Annotated in this window: 19 protein-coding genes and 1 pseudogene; 11 read left to right on the forward strand and 9 right to left on the reverse strand. The window is 59.7% G+C overall.

Annotated features, from left to right (window positions below):
* Window positions 1–24 precede the first annotated feature (24 nt).
* A complete protein-coding gene (locus Q9451_RS19525) occupies window positions 25–846 on the reverse strand; it encodes a shikimate 5-dehydrogenase (protein ID WP_012271786.1) in 822 nt (273 codons plus the stop codon).
* A gap of 161 nt (window positions 847–1,007) precedes the next feature.
* On the opposite strand from Q9451_RS19525, the gene Q9451_RS19530 reads away from it, so the two are divergent.
* Entirely contained in the window at window positions 1,008–1,358 is a 351-nt protein-coding gene (locus tag Q9451_RS19530) for a hypothetical protein (RefSeq protein WP_012271785.1), read from the forward strand.
* 94 nt (window positions 1,359–1,452) lie between these two features.
* A complete protein-coding gene (locus Q9451_RS19535) occupies window positions 1,453–1,635 on the forward strand; it encodes a hypothetical protein (RefSeq protein WP_012271784.1) in 183 nt (60 codons plus the stop codon).
* Between the two features lie 76 nt (window positions 1,636–1,711).
* Here Q9451_RS19535 and Q9451_RS19540 read toward each other — a convergent pair whose 3' ends face one another.
* Window positions 1,712–2,026 (reverse strand): hypothetical protein, encoded by a 315-nt coding sequence (locus Q9451_RS19540; RefSeq protein ID WP_012271783.1) that lies wholly within the window; start codon window positions 2,024–2,026, stop codon window positions 1,712–1,714.
* Window positions 2,027–2,190: 164 nt separating this feature from the next.
* Here Q9451_RS19540 and Q9451_RS19545 point away from each other — a divergent pair, with 164 nt between their 5' ends.
* Complete coding sequence (locus Q9451_RS19545; protein ID WP_041166465.1) at window positions 2,191–3,015, forward strand: S24 family peptidase; 825 nt, start codon at window positions 2,191–2,193, stop codon at window positions 3,013–3,015.
* Window positions 3,016–3,053: 38 nt separating this feature from the next.
* On the opposite strand, the gene Q9451_RS19550 is transcribed toward Q9451_RS19545, so the two are convergent.
* Complete coding sequence (locus Q9451_RS19550; protein ID WP_012271781.1) at window positions 3,054–3,377, reverse strand: DUF1654 domain-containing protein; 324 nt, start codon at window positions 3,375–3,377, stop codon at window positions 3,054–3,056.
* A gap of 245 nt (window positions 3,378–3,622) precedes the next feature.
* On the opposite strand from Q9451_RS19550, the gene Q9451_RS19555 reads away from it, so the two are divergent.
* Entirely contained in the window at window positions 3,623–4,297 is a 675-nt protein-coding gene (locus tag Q9451_RS19555) for a polysaccharide lyase family 7 protein (protein WP_012271780.1), read from the forward strand.
* A 190-nt stretch (window positions 4,298–4,487) separates the two neighbouring features.
* Complete coding sequence (locus Q9451_RS19560; protein ID WP_012271779.1) at window positions 4,488–4,724, forward strand: hypothetical protein; 237 nt, start codon at window positions 4,488–4,490, stop codon at window positions 4,722–4,724.
* A 389-nt stretch (window positions 4,725–5,113) separates the two neighbouring features.
* Here Q9451_RS19560 and Q9451_RS19565 read toward each other — a convergent pair whose 3' ends face one another.
* The 5 genes and pseudogenes from Q9451_RS19565 to Q9451_RS19585 all read right to left on the reverse strand — a co-directional run.
* Window positions 5,114–6,757: an acetolactate synthase large subunit gene (locus Q9451_RS19565; RefSeq protein WP_012271778.1), complete on the reverse strand. Its 1,644-nt coding sequence runs from the start codon at window positions 6,755–6,757 to the stop codon at window positions 5,114–5,116.
* Window positions 6,758–6,856: 99 nt separating this feature from the next.
* Entirely contained in the window at window positions 6,857–7,249 is a 393-nt protein-coding gene (locus Q9451_RS19570; protein WP_012271777.1) for a Rid family detoxifying hydrolase, read from the reverse strand.
* A gap of 16 nt (window positions 7,250–7,265) precedes the next feature.
* Complete coding sequence (locus tag Q9451_RS19575) at window positions 7,266–7,820, reverse strand: pyridoxamine 5'-phosphate oxidase family protein (protein ID WP_012271776.1); 555 nt, start codon at window positions 7,818–7,820, stop codon at window positions 7,266–7,268.
* Window positions 7,821–7,873: 53 nt separating this feature from the next.
* Window positions 7,874–8,578 carry an SDR family oxidoreductase gene (locus Q9451_RS19580; protein WP_012271775.1) on the reverse strand — a complete coding sequence of 235 codons (705 nt, stop codon included), beginning with the start codon at window positions 8,576–8,578 and terminating at the stop codon, window positions 7,874–7,876.
* A gap of 242 nt (window positions 8,579–8,820) precedes the next feature.
* A pseudogene (locus Q9451_RS19585) lies at window positions 8,821–9,036 on the reverse strand (transcriptional regulator CynR); the annotation flags it as partial.
* 524 nt (window positions 9,037–9,560) lie between these two features.
* Here Q9451_RS19585 and pbpG point away from each other — a divergent pair.
* Window positions 9,561–10,487 (forward strand): D-alanyl-D-alanine endopeptidase, encoded by a 927-nt coding sequence (gene pbpG / locus Q9451_RS19590; RefSeq protein WP_012271773.1) that lies wholly within the window; start codon window positions 9,561–9,563, stop codon window positions 10,485–10,487.
* A 90-nt stretch (window positions 10,488–10,577) separates the two neighbouring features.
* Here the strand turns inward: pbpG and Q9451_RS19595 are convergent, their stop codons facing one another.
* The gene (locus Q9451_RS19595) at window positions 10,578–11,024 is read right to left on the reverse strand and encodes a hypothetical protein (RefSeq protein WP_012271772.1); all 447 of its coding nucleotides are present in this window, start codon (window positions 11,022–11,024) and stop codon (window positions 10,578–10,580) included.
* Window positions 11,025–11,198: 174 nt separating this feature from the next.
* Here Q9451_RS19595 and Q9451_RS19600 point away from each other — a divergent pair, with 174 nt between their 5' ends.
* The 5 genes from Q9451_RS19600 to Q9451_RS19620 all read left to right on the forward strand — a co-directional run bounded on the left by Q9451_RS19600 (window position 11,199) and on the right by Q9451_RS19620 (window position 15,322).
* Entirely contained in the window at window positions 11,199–12,533 is a 1,335-nt protein-coding gene (locus tag Q9451_RS19600) for a SidA/IucD/PvdA family monooxygenase (RefSeq protein ID WP_012271771.1), read from the forward strand.
* Window positions 12,534–12,709: 176 nt separating this feature from the next.
* Entirely contained in the window at window positions 12,710–13,903 is a 1,194-nt protein-coding gene (locus Q9451_RS19605; RefSeq protein ID WP_012271770.1) for a PepSY domain-containing protein, read from the forward strand.
* On the forward strand, window positions 13,900–14,439 hold the full coding sequence (locus tag Q9451_RS19610; protein ID WP_012271769.1) for a hypothetical protein: 540 nt from the start codon (window positions 13,900–13,902) through the stop codon (window positions 14,437–14,439). The genes Q9451_RS19605 and Q9451_RS19610 overlap by 4 nt, the downstream gene beginning before the upstream one ends.
* Window positions 14,436–14,756 (forward strand): hypothetical protein, encoded by a 321-nt coding sequence (locus Q9451_RS19615; RefSeq protein WP_012271768.1) that lies wholly within the window; start codon window positions 14,436–14,438, stop codon window positions 14,754–14,756. The genes Q9451_RS19610 and Q9451_RS19615 overlap by 4 nt, the downstream gene beginning before the upstream one ends.
* A complete protein-coding gene (locus tag Q9451_RS19620) occupies window positions 14,753–15,322 on the forward strand; it encodes a DUF6162 family protein (protein ID WP_012271767.1) in 570 nt (189 codons plus the stop codon). The genes Q9451_RS19615 and Q9451_RS19620 overlap by 4 nt, the downstream gene beginning before the upstream one ends.
* The last annotated feature ends 15 nt before the right edge of the window (window positions 15,323–15,337 follow it).

Here is a 15,337-nt window from a genome sequence, read left to right on the forward strand (position 1 = left end):
GCGAAAGGGCCAGTACAGCAATAATCAGATATCCCGGGCGTACGCCACTGCAGCGTCTACCTGCGCCCGCGTCGGCCTTACCCCGGTGTACAGCACAAACTGCTCCAGCGCCTGCAGCGCAATGACCTCCAGCCCAGTGATCACCGGCTTGCCCAACGCTTGGGCCTGGCGGATCAGCGGCGTTTGCGCCGGCATCGCTACCACATCGAATACCCGCTCCGCTGCCGCAATGGCCTGCTCGGAAAACGCCAGCACATCTGCCTCTGACCCGCCCGCCATACCGATCGGTGTCACGTTCACCAGCATTGGCGGGCAGATGTCGCCCAGCTGTGGCAACCAGCGGTAACCGCACACATCCGCCAGCTGCCGCCCGGCCTGCTCGTTGCGCGCAACGATGATGCCTTCGGCAAACCCGGCATCGCGCAGGGCACTGGCCACGGCCTTGGCCATCCCCCCACTGCCACGCAGGGCAAACGCGGTGCCTGGGTCGACCTGGTGCTGCGCCAGCAACTGACGCACAGCCAGGTAATCGGTGTTGTAAGCCTTCAAGTGGCCATTGCTGTTGACCAGGGTATTGACCGATTCAATGGCTTGCGCTGACGGGTCGATTTCATCGACCAAGGCCATGCAGGCCTCCTTGTATGGCATCGACACCCCACAGCCGCGAATACCCAGCGCGCGGATACCCGCCACCGCCGCCGGCAGGTCATCGGTGCGCATGGCCTTGTAGTAAAAGTGCAAACCCAACTGCTGGTAGAGGTGGTTGTGAAAGCGCACGCCGAAGGTACCAGGGCGGCCGGCCAAGGAAATGCACAGCACGGTATCTCTGCTGGGAGTTGTCGACATAACCTGCTCCTTAGTCATAACTGAAACGTTTGTTCAGCGTAACAGAGGCAACCACTGGTCGTCCCTTACACAACCTTTACCGTTCCCCTGTGCTCAGCTGACGGAGACTGGAGTCATAGTAATAAGGCCCCAAGCGTGGGGTTTTCCTGCGAGGTTGTTTTATGAACCGTCACATTCCCGGAATCGCCCTGCTGGTCGGTGCCTTGGCCATCAGCGGGCCTGCTGCAGCCCACGGCGGTTATGGCCATGGCGGCGGTGGTTGGTATGGGCCAGGCCCCCTGCTAGGTGCTGCCGTGGTCGGTGCCGTGGTTGGGGCGACGGTTTATGGCGGGCGTGACCGCACCGTGTACGTCGAACGCCAGCCAGTCTATTACGCGCCTCCCCCGGTGTACGTGCAACCGCCACCACAGCCGGTGTACTACCAGCCGTACTACGCACCCGCGCCACCGCCCCCAGGCTACCGCCCTTATTACGGCCCGCCACCGGTGTACTACGGCCCGCCACGCTGGTAACGGTTGATAGAACTAATGACCACTATCGAGGAAGTTGATTTCAAAGCGTTCCGGCTGCTGCGTATGGTAGAGCCATGTTTCACAGGAGGTCCTCATGGCCACTATTCAGATCATGTCCGTTGTCGGTAGCGCCGTCCCCGTTTCACTGCGTGAACAGGGCCTGCTGGCGTGCTGGTACCTGGTGCGTAACGGTGAGGCCGTGAGCGGCCCGATGCCGACGCTTGCCTCGGCCCAGGCCCTGGTTGAGCAGTTGCAACCCGGCACCCTGGTCGCCTGACCCGAATTTGTTGTGCGTTGCTCCCTACGCCCTTGTGCCCGCCAATCTGGCGGGCTTTTTTTTGCTTGGGCCACCCTCAGGGATGAGGGCTGCGACCAGACTGGTTGGTCAGGGCCATGACCTTGCCTTGCAGCCGCCCCACGGTCATCACCAGTTCGTTTCGCTCCTTGGCGAGCTGATCAGCTTTAGCCTCTGCCTCTCTTCGGGCGTCCCGTTCGATGTCCAGCAGTTCTGTCAGGCGGTGGATGACCGCAATATCCGCACTGTCCATCGCGCGGTCGACCGCATCCCTGGACAACCACTTGCGCAGCCACAGAAATGCACCCAGCAAAACAGTACCCGTACCGCTCAGCCAAGTGACTGTGCCCGGGCCGAGGTCGGTCGGATCCATGTGCACCTCATTACAGATGATGATGTGATAAGCCTTGGAGAAAATTGCCTCGGTGGCTTTCCTTGTTTGCCCATTTAATTTAGCCTACAGCTAACATCGCCACAAGAGCCAATTTAGCCATGCGCATATTTAGCAGTCAGCTAAACACTGGCATGCTTCACCCCATGGATATTTACGAAATTCGCAAGCTCAACCTGATCAAGCTGATCGGTAGCCAGAGGAAAGGATCCTGCGCAGAGCGCTGGGGGATGGCGCCTGCCCACCTGAGCCAGATCCTTTCCGACAAGACCGCGAAGAACCTGGGTGATGACGTGGCCCGTCGCATCGAGGGCATCGAAGGTTTGCCACGGGGTTGGTTCGATGCGGTGACGCCAGGCGAGCACACGCAAGTTGGCGTCGAGGTGGCTGACAGCAAGCTTTCTGCAGCCGACCTGGTCAAGCAGATGCTGGCAAGAAGCGGTAAAGGTATCCCCGAAGAAACCCGGCAACGGTTGCTGGCCGCTGCGCAAGAGCCAGCAGATACCCCACTGGTGAAGGCTGAGCGGGTTCGCCCTGGCCTGGTCGGTGATGAAGTGTGGATTGCCCATTACGACGTGCGGGCAGCCATGGGTGGCGGCCAGATCCCCCACGATTACCCCGAGATGTTCAAGGACATTCGCGTTAGCCCCAGCCACCTGCGCGAACTGGGCGTAGCGTTCAGTGAGCACCACCATCTGAAAATGGTAACGGGCTGGGGCCAGTCGATGGAGCCAACCATCAAGCACCGCGACCCGCTGATCGTCGATGTCAGCATCCGCGAGTTCGTTGGCGATGGCATCTATTTCTTCTCCTGGGGCGACCACATCTACATCAAGCGGCTGCAAATCGCGGATGAGGAGCATTTCGAGATGATCTCCGACAACTCGCGACACAAAGACCGCATGATTCGCCAGGAAGAGACTTACATACAGGCCAGGGTGCTACTGGTGTGGAATGCCCACCTTGTGTAAAGCGAAGCCCGCCCTCCACGGCGGGCTTTTTCTGATGCTCAGAAAGGTGCCGCCTCCTCGACCTGCTGCTCGCTGTCCTGCTCAACCAAGAAATCGTCACGCTCTTCCACGCTGCTGCGCTCCCAGCGCACTGTCACACTCTCGTCATCGTTGAAGGTCAGGTCCAGTTCGGGTGTTTCCGACAGCAGGCCCATTACCTCCTCCCACTCCCTGTCACCGTCAGTATCCAGGCGATGCACCACAACCCAGCGCTGAGTCTGCGCAAGCGGGTGGTTGATCATTGACGACACCCGCAGGCTAAGCCGCTCTATTCCGGTCATCTCCTGGCGCAGCTGGGGCTCTGACTTCATGTGCTTGGACATATTCCCATCCTGAAGGCTGTATGTTTGTACAGTATTAAAGGAAAGCTTATCTCAATGCCAAATCCAGCGTAAAGCCCCATTGCGGAAAAATTTCGCCCGCGGGTAATTATTCTTCAAGCGAAATTTATTTAGCCAAAAGCTATTGACTGATATTTAGCTTATGGCTAACTTTGGCGTCGGCAACCACTTCCCGGTCGCCAGATCACTCCACCATTCAACCCCAGCTTTTTCTAAGGAGCAGCCCCATGGCCGTAGACATCAGCAAGCTCACCATTGCCACCCCGATAGCGGTTTCCTCAACCAATCCGGTTGCCCTGGAAGTCAACGGCGCCGAAGCAATTGCCCGCTTCCCGAGCATCGTGAAGGTGCTCAGCGATGGTTCGATCCAGTTTTCAGCCCCCACCAAAGGGGCTTCGAGCAAAAGCACTCACAGGACCCGCTGCGAGTGGACAGAAACGGAAGACTGGACGCTGGCCAGCGCCCAGGATCACTGGAATCGCCAGACAATGACGCTGACCAAGGTAAACGCGGCGCAGAAGGTGGTCATCGCCCAGATGCACGTGCGTGGGGATGACAGCCCGCCGGTGAAAGTGTTCTGGAACAAGGGCAACATCACCCTGGGCTTTCGACGCACCTACAACCAGACAGACCCTGTGAACTCAACGGTTTTGAAGGGGGTGCCGCTAGGGGAGAAGTTCAACATCAGCATCCACACCACGGCTGACGGCGTGGTCAATGTGACAGCCAAATGCAATGGGGTATCCGGCACATCGGGCGATTTGCAGCTCGACAGTACCTGGGCTTCACGCCTGTTCGAGTTCCACGGTGGGGTCTACAACCAGGTCGACTACACCGCTGCAACGCCCGCCGACGAAGGCTCGATCTGCATCATCAGCGAGCTCTCGCTCATCCATCGCTGAGCGCCGAGCGCCGGCAAGACATTCCGATGCGCCTCCCCCATCACACGGGTTGCATCGGGATGCCAGCCATCCCTCAGTTCATGGCGGATAGCCGTGACACGCCACGCCATTGATTAGTCTCGATGAGTCATATTGTTGCCTTCCCGCTCTCAGACTAATAATTAGATATCTGCCTGGGGAGGCGCGTGACATGCAACCAAGATTCGTTATCGTTCCTGCTGTGCCAGTGGAAGGCGAGTCCTTCCGCATCGGCAACCGGTTCTACGCCGCGACCACTTCGGGCGGCTTCGACCTCTACGACAACCAGGAAAAACAACGGCTCAAGCACGGCTTTATAAACAAGTCACAAGCTGCGGCTGCGTGCGACCTGATGAACAGCGAATCACGCAATCCGCTAGAACTGTTCCCGATACTGCGTACAGATTGATACGCCTGCAGCCTGGAACATGGCCGCGCCGGTCGGCCATTCAGTCAGGGGCTCGCAAAACAGCCCCACGCGCCTCTGCGGGCCCAGTACTTCATTGTTTGCCGTTCGGCACCGTCATCAAGCTACCAACGATGAGTACGGCAGCAGGTCCGATGAGCCAACTGACGCTCGTTCCTGGGCTGACAACCGGCACGATAACAGTCACTGTGAACAGGGCCATGCCTGACCAGAACCGCCTCCGTGGTGTAAGCCACGCTCGAATCCTTTCCAGCCCTCTGCCCATTCTCGCTCTCCTTATCTGTGGGTGGCGAAGCATAACCTTGCCTTTGTTTGTCAGCCAGACGCTTCGCCACCACACTGAATCGGCGATCAGCCAGAACAAGACGGCTTCACACCGCCGCGCTGCGCTCGCGCAGATCAATGTTCAATATACGGTCGTTATCGCTGTAGTCGACCGGACAATCAATCACGTGCACCCCTGAGTTGGAGACACAGTGGTCAAGCAGCGGAATCAACGAGTCGGCACTTTCTACGCGATACCCATTGGCGCCATAAGCTTCGGCGTATTTGACGAAGTCCGGGTTGCCGTAGTCCAGGCCGAAATCGGTGAAGCCCATGTTGGCCTGCTTCCAGCGGATCATGCCATAGCCGTCGTCACGCAGGATCACCACGGTGATGTGCATGCCCAGACGTACCGCAGTTTCCAGCTCCTGGCTGTTCATCATGAAGCCACCGTCACCGCACACCGAAATCACCGGGCGGTCCGGGTGCACCAGGTGCGCGGCCATCGCCGATGGCAAGCCGGCGCCCATGGTCGCCAGGGCGTTGTCCAGCAGCACGGTGTTGGGCTTGTGCGCCTTGTAGTTACGGGCGAACCAGATCTTGTAGATGCCGTTGTCCAGGGCAACGATGCCTTCGGACGGCAGTACACGACGGATGTCGGCCACCAGGCGCTGCGGGTAGACCGGGAAGCGGTTATCGTCGGCGCCTTCGGCGATCTGTGCTTCGTTGGCTTCACGAATGGCCATCAGGCGGGTGAAGTCCCAGTGCGACGTGTCGTTCAGCGCTTCGCTGATCTGCCACACGGCGTTGGCAATGTCGCCGATCACTTCAACCTGCGGGAAGTACACGGCATCGACTTCGGCGGCACGGAAGTTGATGTGGATGACCTCGGTGCCGCCGCGAACCATGAAGAACGGCGGCTTCTCGATCACGTCGTGGCCGATGTTGATGATCAGGTCGGCGGCTTCGATTGCACGGTGTACAAAATCACCGGCCGAAAGCGCAGCATTACCGAGGAAGCAGGGATGGCGCTCGTCGACCACACCTTTGCCCAATTGGGTTGTGATGAACGGGATTCGAGTCTCGTCGATCAGTTGCTTGAGGACTTTGGCAGTCATCTTGCGGTTCGCACCGGCACCGATCACCAAGATAGGGTTGCGGGCTCTGTGCAGCTTCTCAACCGCCGCTTCGATTGCCTTGTGCTCGGCTAACGGTCGACGGTGGAGGCTCTGAGGGATCGGTAACGCATCAGTCTGCTCGGCGGCGATGTCTTCCGGCAGTTCCAGGTGTACCGCCCCCGGCTTTTCTTCTTCGGCCAGGCGGAAGGCCTCGCGCATGCGCGACGGGATGTTGTCGGCCGAGGCGAACTGGTGGGTGTACTTGGTGATGGGGTCCATCATGCCGCACACGTCAATGATCTGGAAGCGGCCCTGCTTGGACTTCTTGATCGGCTTCTGCCCGGTGATCATCATCATCGGCATGCCGCCCAGGTAGGCATAGGCGCTGGCGGTGACCAGGTTGGTGGCGCCAGGGCCGAGGGTCGACAGGCTGACGCCGGTCTTGCCGGTCAGGCGGCCGTAGGTGGCAGCCATGAAACCTGCAGACTGCTCGTGACGGGTCAGTACCAGCTTGATCTTCGACTTGCGCAGGGATTCGAGCAGGTCGAGGTTTTCCTCGCCGGGAATGCCGAACACGTACTCAACACCTTCACTTTCCAAACATTGCACAACGAGATCAGCTGCCTTGGCCATCTATTTGCCCTGCCACTATCGAGAGTGAGCCACGCGAGCAGATGACGAAACATCTGCCCGGTGCTGAATGAGTTTTATGATAAAGAGGAAACTTGCGGATTATGCTGTTTTTCGAGGAAGCACTAAGGTGGCGTCAATAGCAACCAAAGCATTCAACGCGAGCGCCGATACACCCACGGTAGCTCGTGCTGGGTAAGGCGCTTCAAAGTAACGGCCCATTATTTCGTTCACGACACCAAAGTGCGAGAGTTCCGTGAGGTAAATAGTGAGCTTTCCTACGTCAGAAAAACTACCGCCTGCGGCTTGTGCTACTGACTGGAGGTTCTCGAATACCTGAATGGTTTGGGCTTCAATGCCTTGGGCCAATTCCATCTTTTCAGGGTGAAGCGCGATTTGCCCTGTCAAGAACACCAACTCACCCATGTGGACTGCTTGCGAATACGGGCCAATAGCTTTCGGCGCCTGGTCACTGTGGATAGCGATTCTGCTCATTAAAAATGATCCTGCCTTAGGGAGCGATCCAACCCGCCTGCCAATGGTCGCCTTGCAAAATGAAGCGTGCCCGTTGGTGGATATCCTGGGTAAGATCGAGCCACTCTATTTGTCGTAGGTGGACAGCCAGTAAAGCGAAATTCTTGAAACCATCCATGTGCGTTTCATAAGCTGTTGAAGGTGAAGAAATAGCCTCACCGGGTATGCGTCCATGGCGAAAGAGCGCTTGAGTTCGTCCTCGTGCCTGCTCCCAGTGCCTGGCAAGGAGCGACACATCCGACAACAGTTCACCTAGGCCTTCAACCCGAAGTTGACGCTTGCCAGACGGGTCGACGGAGGTAATGCCGACTCTAGGTTCGGCCAGTATCTCTGCAAGTTTCGCCGAGCGCTTGTCCACATAAAAGATGATCGACTTTGTAGACGCATCTGCATGTCGCAAGACAACAGTGCTTACCTTAGGTTGCCCTTCAGTGTTGACGGTAGCCAGTTGCATCAAACGAAATGGATTTGGAATACCGCCAACAGGTATGGATAAATCTGACCATACCTTAGCCAATATCAGATCAAGCATGACAATCGCCCAAAATGAAAAAGGGCCGCGTACTGCGTGCGGCCCGGAGGCATTCAGACGCTGCGGGTAACGCCGCCGTCGACCTTGATGTTCTGGCCGGTAATGTAGGCTGCCCCTTCGCTTGCGAGGAAGGCGATAGTGGCGGCAATTTCCTCACTGGTGCCATAGCGCTTGAGCGGCACACCTTCTCGACGCTGTTCGGTAGCTGGGAGGCTGTCGATCCAACCAGGCAGCACGTTATTAATGCGAATGTTGTCAGCGGCGTACTTGTCAGCATAGATTTTGCTGAACGACGCCAAACCGGCACGGAAAACTGCCGAGGTAGGGAAGAGTTCGCTTGGCTCGAACACCCATGCAGTGGAAATGTTGATGATTGCACCACCGTTCTGGCGCTGCATGTACGGGGTCACCAGCCTCACAGGACGAATTACGTTGAGCAGGTATGTCTCCATACCCTGGTGCCAGTCTTCGTCGCTGATCTCAAGGATCGGTGCCCGCGGACCATGGCCGGCGCTGTTGACCAACACATCGATACGGCCCCATTTATGAATGACTGCGTCGACGAGGCGCTGCAGATCTTCATTTGACTGGTTACTGCCGGTTACGCCAATGCCGCCTAATTCCTGCGCCAGGGCCTCGCCCTTGCCAGATGAAGAGAGAATACCGACCTTGAAGCCATCGGCAGCCAATCTACGTGCTGCCGCCGCTCCCATGCCGCTACCACCGGCAGTGACTATTGCTACTTTTTCTACTGACATACATCCTCCTGAGTGAGGCGTGGACGGGTTGTTGGTGAAATGAGACTAGCACCGCTCAGCACCGCTCAGAGAGACAGCAACCCTTCTTCATGCCAGTAGATAATCTATAGTCTTGTTTGTTCAAGCAGCCAGATTCGAACGATATCGAGGGCCGCCTGCGGGTGAGCGTTTCGTGGCCAGGCCAGACAATAGGCATTGTCCTAGCTCGTCGGCGGCTACCCGAAAATTCAAATGACGGGCTGCTACGCCATCTGAGTGGAGCAGCCTGGCGCCTCAAGGTGCTTGGCCACTTTTATCGCCAGTTCGACAAAGGCCCTCGCTGCAGCCGTTTGGTAAGCCCCTTTTCGTTGCATCAGAACAGCAGTGCGTTGCAAGCGCTGCTGGTCCGGCTCGATAGCGACCAACTGCTCGTGAGCCAGGGCGATGGTAGCCGGCAACAAGGTCGAGAGCGTGGTCCGGCCGTTTGGATCGAGGGCGGCGTGATAGCGACCGTAGCACTACAGCGCCGCTACTTGGATCCGCGCCGCCAGCGCATCAACGCTTGTCGTGCAAATCAGCCGGCCAAGCACTGAAAAGCAGGTACATACCTGGGCCACCTACCCAAGCCCAGTTGCTGCTTGGCCACACTACCGTCGCAGCGATCCAGGCTACGATCAGCGCTATCCCGGTGCGCCGACGGCGCCTTGGCGTGAGCCACTCTTGCAAAGCCTTATGTCTCTCCCGCAACCTCATTACCACTCTCCCTGTTTGGTAAGCGGCGAGCATACCACCACGAAACAATTCCGCTGACGACTGGGCCGAATTGCGAATCTAGAAAAGTACGTGATTGGTTAAAAATTGGTACTGGATTAAATATCGTTCACTTTGCGCCCTTTAGTCATAAGGCATTCGACAGCAATTCAGCCATACTCCAGAATGCATCGGTTTTAGGGGGAAAACCCTTGCACAGCCAACGACATACCAACTTTTAGTGAGCCTCAACGTGAAAACATCCCTGTCCATCCTCAGCCTGCTGCTGTTGCTCACAGGTACCGCGACCCTTCCGTCGACTGCTGCTGCACAACCCCCGGTCCAGGCTCAACGAGACCCGTCCAAGCTGCACCTGGCTTCAGGCAGTGCCCTGCTGATCGACCTGAACAGCAACCAGGAATTGTATTCGAGCCACGCCGACCGCGTGGTGCCGATCGCCTCGGTAACCAAGCTGATGACAGCGATGGTGGTGCTGGATGCCAAGCTGCCCATGGATGAAATGCTCACCATGACCATCGCCAACAACCCGGAAATGAAAGGCGTGTATTCGCGCGTGCGCCTGGGCAGCCAGCTCGACCGCCGCGAAACCTTGCTGATTACCCTGATGTCGTCGGAAAACCGTGCGGCCAACAGCCTGGCCAACGCCTACCCCGGCGGCTACCCGGCGTTCATCAAGGCCATGAATGCCAAGGCCCGCAGCCTGGGTATGGCACACACCCGCTATGTTGAGCCGACTGGCCTGTCGACGCAGAACGTATCCACCGCACGCGACCTGGCCAAGCTGCTGATGGCCTCGCGCAAGTACCCGATGCTGAGCGAGCTGTCGACCACCCGCGAAAAGACCGTGGCCTTCCGCAAGCCCAACTACACCCTGGGCTTCCGTAACACCGACCACCTGGTGAACAAGAGCAACTGGGACATCAAGCTGACCAAGACCGGCTTCACCAACGAGGCCGGGCATTGCCTGGTGTTGCTGACCCGCATGGACAATCGCCCGGTGGCCATGGTCATTCTCGATGCCTTCGGCAAGTACACCCACTTCGCCGATGCCAGCCGCATGCGTCAGTGGCTGGAAACCGGTGCCGCCAAGCCGGCGCCAGCAGTGGCCATGCAGTACAAGGCGGACCGGCAGAGCAAGGGCCGCTTGGTGACCGAATAACCACTACCTGCTACTACGCGCGTGTCTGACGGCGCGGCCCATCGCGACACATGGCCGCTCCTACTGGGACTGCGCATGCCGGCGGGATGATCAGGCCGTGGCGCTGACCATCCCGCCGGCACTGCTGCCACCCTCTTGCTGCAACAGCTCCAGCAATTGCGCCGTGGCTGCCATGATCTGCCCATTGATGGTGGCAATGCTCGCCTGCTTGGCGCCCACCGCAGCCGCCTTGGCGGCCTCGTCCATCTTGCTGTTCTGCAGCGCAGCCAATTGCTTCTGCTCTTCAGCCAGTTGTTTCTGCAGATCCTTGATCAGCTGACGCAGCTCGGTCACGGCCTGCGACTCGCCACTGTCTTCAGTGTCGGTGGATTGCGCCTGGCTACCCGCTGAAACTTTCATGCTGTCACTGCTGATGCTCAGTGGCCCCAGTGCCTCACCGGCCTGTTTTGCCTGTTCGCGTTCAGTCGCTGCGTTGGCGCTCAGCGTCTGCGCTGAAACGCCGTTGATCATCAGGTTGCTTGCCGTAATTCCGCTCATGTCGATTCCTTGCCAAAAAGATCGGTCCTTGCCGTAACCACCCTATCGGCCGCCTCATGCAGTTCTTGAGCCCGCTTAAATTCCCCCCCGCCTGGCTCGTTCCAACTCATGTACTTGCGCAGGAGCCGGAGCCCCGGCGGGCGTCCATATTCGACCATTCAGGGAATCGCAGCCATGAGCCAGCCCTCACAGCAGGAAACCATCAAAGATCTGATCGGCGTGGGCTTCGGCCCTTCCAACCTGGCCTTGGCCATCGCCCTGGAAGAACTCGCCGAGTCTCAGGGCCATGCCCTCGACGCACTGTTCATCGACAAGCAACAAGACTACCGCTGGCACGGCGAAACCCTGGCCACCCAGAGCGAGCTGCAGATCTCGTTCCTGAAAGACCTGGTGTCACTGCGCAACCCCACCAGCCCCTACAGCTTCGTCAACTACCTGCACCAGAAGCAGCGCCTGGCCGACTTCATCAACCTCGGCACCTTCTACCCCTGCCGCCTGGAGTACAACGACTACCTGCGCTGGGCCGCCGAGCATTTCGCTACCCAGGCGGTGTATGGCCAGGAAGTGTTGCGCATCGAACCGGAATTGAATGCCGGCCGGGTCGAGCACCTGCGCCTGGTTTCACGTGACGCGCAAGGCCGCGAATACAGCCGCCGCACCCGCTCGGTGGTGGTCGGCAGCGGCGGCACGCCGAAAATCCCGGAAAAGTTCGGCGCCTTCAAGGACGACCCACGGGTGTTCCACCACTCCCAGTACCTGAGCAGCCTGAACAAGCTGCCGTGCACCGACGGTAAACCCATGCGCATCGCCGTGATCGGCTCAGGCCAGAGCGCCGCTGAGGCGTTCATCGATCTCAATGACAGCTACCCGTCGGTCAAGGTCGACATGATCCTGCGCGGGTCGGCCCTCAAACCCGCCGACGACAGCCCGTTCGTCAACGAGATCTTCTCACCGGACTACACCGACCTGGTCTACAACGAACCGGCCGACCAGCGCAGCAAATTGCTGGGCGAATACCACAACACCAACTACTCGGTGGTCGACCTCAACCTGATCGAGCGCATCTACGGCATCCTCTACCGTCAGAAGGTCGCCCACCAGTACCGCCACAATGTACTGTGCCGACGTCAGGTAGAAGCAGTGGTAGCCACACGCGAAGGCCTGGAGCTGACCTTGCGCGACCTTGCCACCGGCCAGCAGCAAACCCACCGCTACGATGCCGTGATCCTCGCCACCGGTTACGAGCGCCGCTCGCACCGTGACCTGCTGGCGCCACTGGCCGGATATCTGGAGGACTTCAGCGTCGACCGCAACTACCGTGTACTGGCCAGCCCCGACCTGCAGGCCTCTGTTTACTTGCAGGGCTTCTGCGAAAACAGCCACGGCCTGAGTGACACGCTGCTTTCAGTGCTGCCGGCCCGCGCTGCGGAAATTGGCCGGGCGCTGTACCAGGACCTGGCGCAGCTGCACGGCAAGCCGCAAGCGGCGGTAGCCCTGACCCGCGCCTGAACCCTCTGCAACAAGCCTTCAAGGCCGGACTGACGCCGCGTGCGCCGTCCGGCCTTCGTCTTTTGAAACATTTGCTTTCATTTTAAAAGGCAGGTTTTCAATTCTCATTCGTCCTTATCAGTACAGCCCTCTTTGGTTGGGCACACGCTCGACCACCCATTGCAGAAGACCGTCTGATGGCCAAATCACCGAAAAAATCCAAATCCAGGCTGTGGTTCCTGGTCCACAGCTGGCTTGCCTTGCCGATCTGGTTCTTTGTCCTGATCGTCTGCTTCACCGGCATGCTTGCCGTGGTCAGCCAGGAAATCGTCTGGCTGGCCGACTCGGCCGTGCGCGCCAACAAGCCAGACGCGGACGTGCAACGCATGAGCTTCCAGCAGGTGCTGGAAGCCTTGCACAAGGCCGAGCCGGATATGGTCGTGGACCGGCTCAGCCAACCCGATGGCTCGCACTTCGCGGTAAAGGCCAATGTCACCCTGCCAGACGGCACCAGCCCGACGCTGTACGTAAACCCCTACACCGGCGCCATCCAGGGCAAGACCCCTGACTTCAACTTCGAAGCCTTCACCCGGGCCCTGCACGGCTGGTGGCTGGTGCCGTTCACCAATGGTTTCAGCTGGGGCTGGTACCTGGTGTCGCTGCTCGGCCTGCCGATGCTGGCCTCGCTGGTCACTGGCCTGGTTGTGTACAAAAAGTTTTGGAAGGGCTTTTTCAAACCCGTGCGCACCGGCCATGGCTCGCGGATTTTTTGGGGTGACTTGCACCGCCTGGCCGGGGTGTGGTCGATCTGGTTCATTGCGGTGATTTCCATCACCGGCACCTGGTTCCTGATCCAGGCGATACTGTTCGACAACCACATCACCATTTCCAGCCGGCCCATCGTGCCGGTGATCGCCCGTGAGGACGTGCCGCAAACGCCGGATGGCAGCCCTGCCCCGCGCATCAACCTGGATGAAGCTGCGCGCATTGCCGGCCTGGCGATCCCAGGGCTGGAGATCAACTCCGTCTCGCTGCCCGCCACCGCCTACAGCCACGTCACCCTGTCTGGGCCAGGCTGGTACCCGTTGATGTTCCAGAGTGCGTCGGTGAACCCGTATACAAGCAATGTCGACAGCCAGTTCGAAATCAGCGACCGCTCGGCCCTGGAGTTCGTCACCGAATCCATGCGCCCGCTGCACACCGGCGATTTCGGCGGCCTGCCAATCAAGCTGATCTGGTTCTTCTTCGGCCTGGTCCTCACCTTGATGGTATTCAGCGGCCTGCTGATCTGGACCAAACGTACCGCCCAGGCCACCGCCGCCGCCCTCAAACGCAGCGAGCGAGCACCCCGTGCGGCGCGCAGTGAAACCACCGTGGAGATCCATTCATGAGCCAGGCCCAAGCCCTGCCCGCCAGCCCGCTGAAGCAGCTTTGGCTGAAGTGGCGTTTTCACCTGAATATTCTGCTGATCCTGATTCCGCTGGGTTTCATGCCCAAGTACTTCGCCGACGCCAAGCTGTTTCGCGGTGACGCCGGCCTGGGCGCCAATGTGATCAGCAACATCCAGGTCGGCCCCTACAGCCTCGACCTGGCCGAACTGCGTGACGAAGCGCCTCGCGCCGATGGCCCGGCCGGCTTCTTCAAGTCGTTCAACGCATCGCTGTGCAAGGCCTGCATCAAGGACGTCAAAGCGGCCTACCTGCGTATCGGCAAGCCTCGCAGCCTGCGCGCCGCCGGCACCATCTTCTTCGGTGCACCGTACAACATGGGCACCTCGCTGCCGATTCCACCACGCACCAAACCCGACGCGCAGATCTGGATCACCCTCGAAGGCTGGGACGGCAGCATGCACCAGGCGTCAGTCCCCCTGGCCAAGGCATCGCCAGCCACCGTGGCCTGGCTCGAGAAACAAGGAGGCAAGAAATGAAAAACCTGATGCGCACCCTCGCACTGCCCTTCATGGTACTGGCCGCCGGCCCCGCCCTGGCGCACAACCCGATGTGCGAATGCGAAGCCCTGGCCAGCGGCCAGGTCAAGTGCACCGGCGGCTTCTCGGACGGCAGCGGTGCCCCTGGGGTGACCCTGGATGTGATCGGCTATGACGAACAGGTGCTGGTCGGCGGCAAGCTTGGTGACGATTCGACGCTGACCTTCAAGCGCCCGGACGGTGAGTTCTATGTGCTATTCGACGCAGGCCCCGGGCACGTGGTGGAAGTCGACTACGCCGACATCGCCCAGCCATGAGCCGCGCCCAAGTGATTCGCCCGGCCGGCGCCGGGCACGAAACCCTGTACGTGCTGCTGGCCAGCCTGTTGATCGTGGTGCTCGCCGCCAGCGTGGTGCTGCTACGCGGTGAGCGCGAGGACGAACAGACCATCGCCAGCCACCAAATCGATGCCCGCCGCGACCTCACCGCCGCCGAGCAAGGCCTGTACACCGACTTGCGCGTGGCCTTCGACGAAATCCAGCTGCTGCGTGAAGAAAATGGCGTCGTACCCAGCGTGCAGGCCCTGGCCGAGGAAGGCCTGCCACCGTTCGTGGTCGATGCCGGCAGCCAGAGCCGCGGCGGCCACCAATGGTCGTGGCTGGAGCCCGGCGCCTACCTGGGCCGCAGCCAGGCCCCCGAGGTCGCCGGCAGCCTGCTGCTGATCCTGCCCGCCGACAGCACCGGCCAGGCCGATGTCTGGCTGCGCCGCGACAGCGCCGCCGTGATCCCGGACGACCTCGGCCAGGCCACCCTGATCGCCGCCGGTTGGCAGCAGGTCGTCAGCCATTACGACGCCGGGGTTACCCGCGAACACCGTCACTGAACCCAAGGACTCCCC

Source organism: Pseudomonas sp. NY8896 (genome assembly GCF_039634505.1).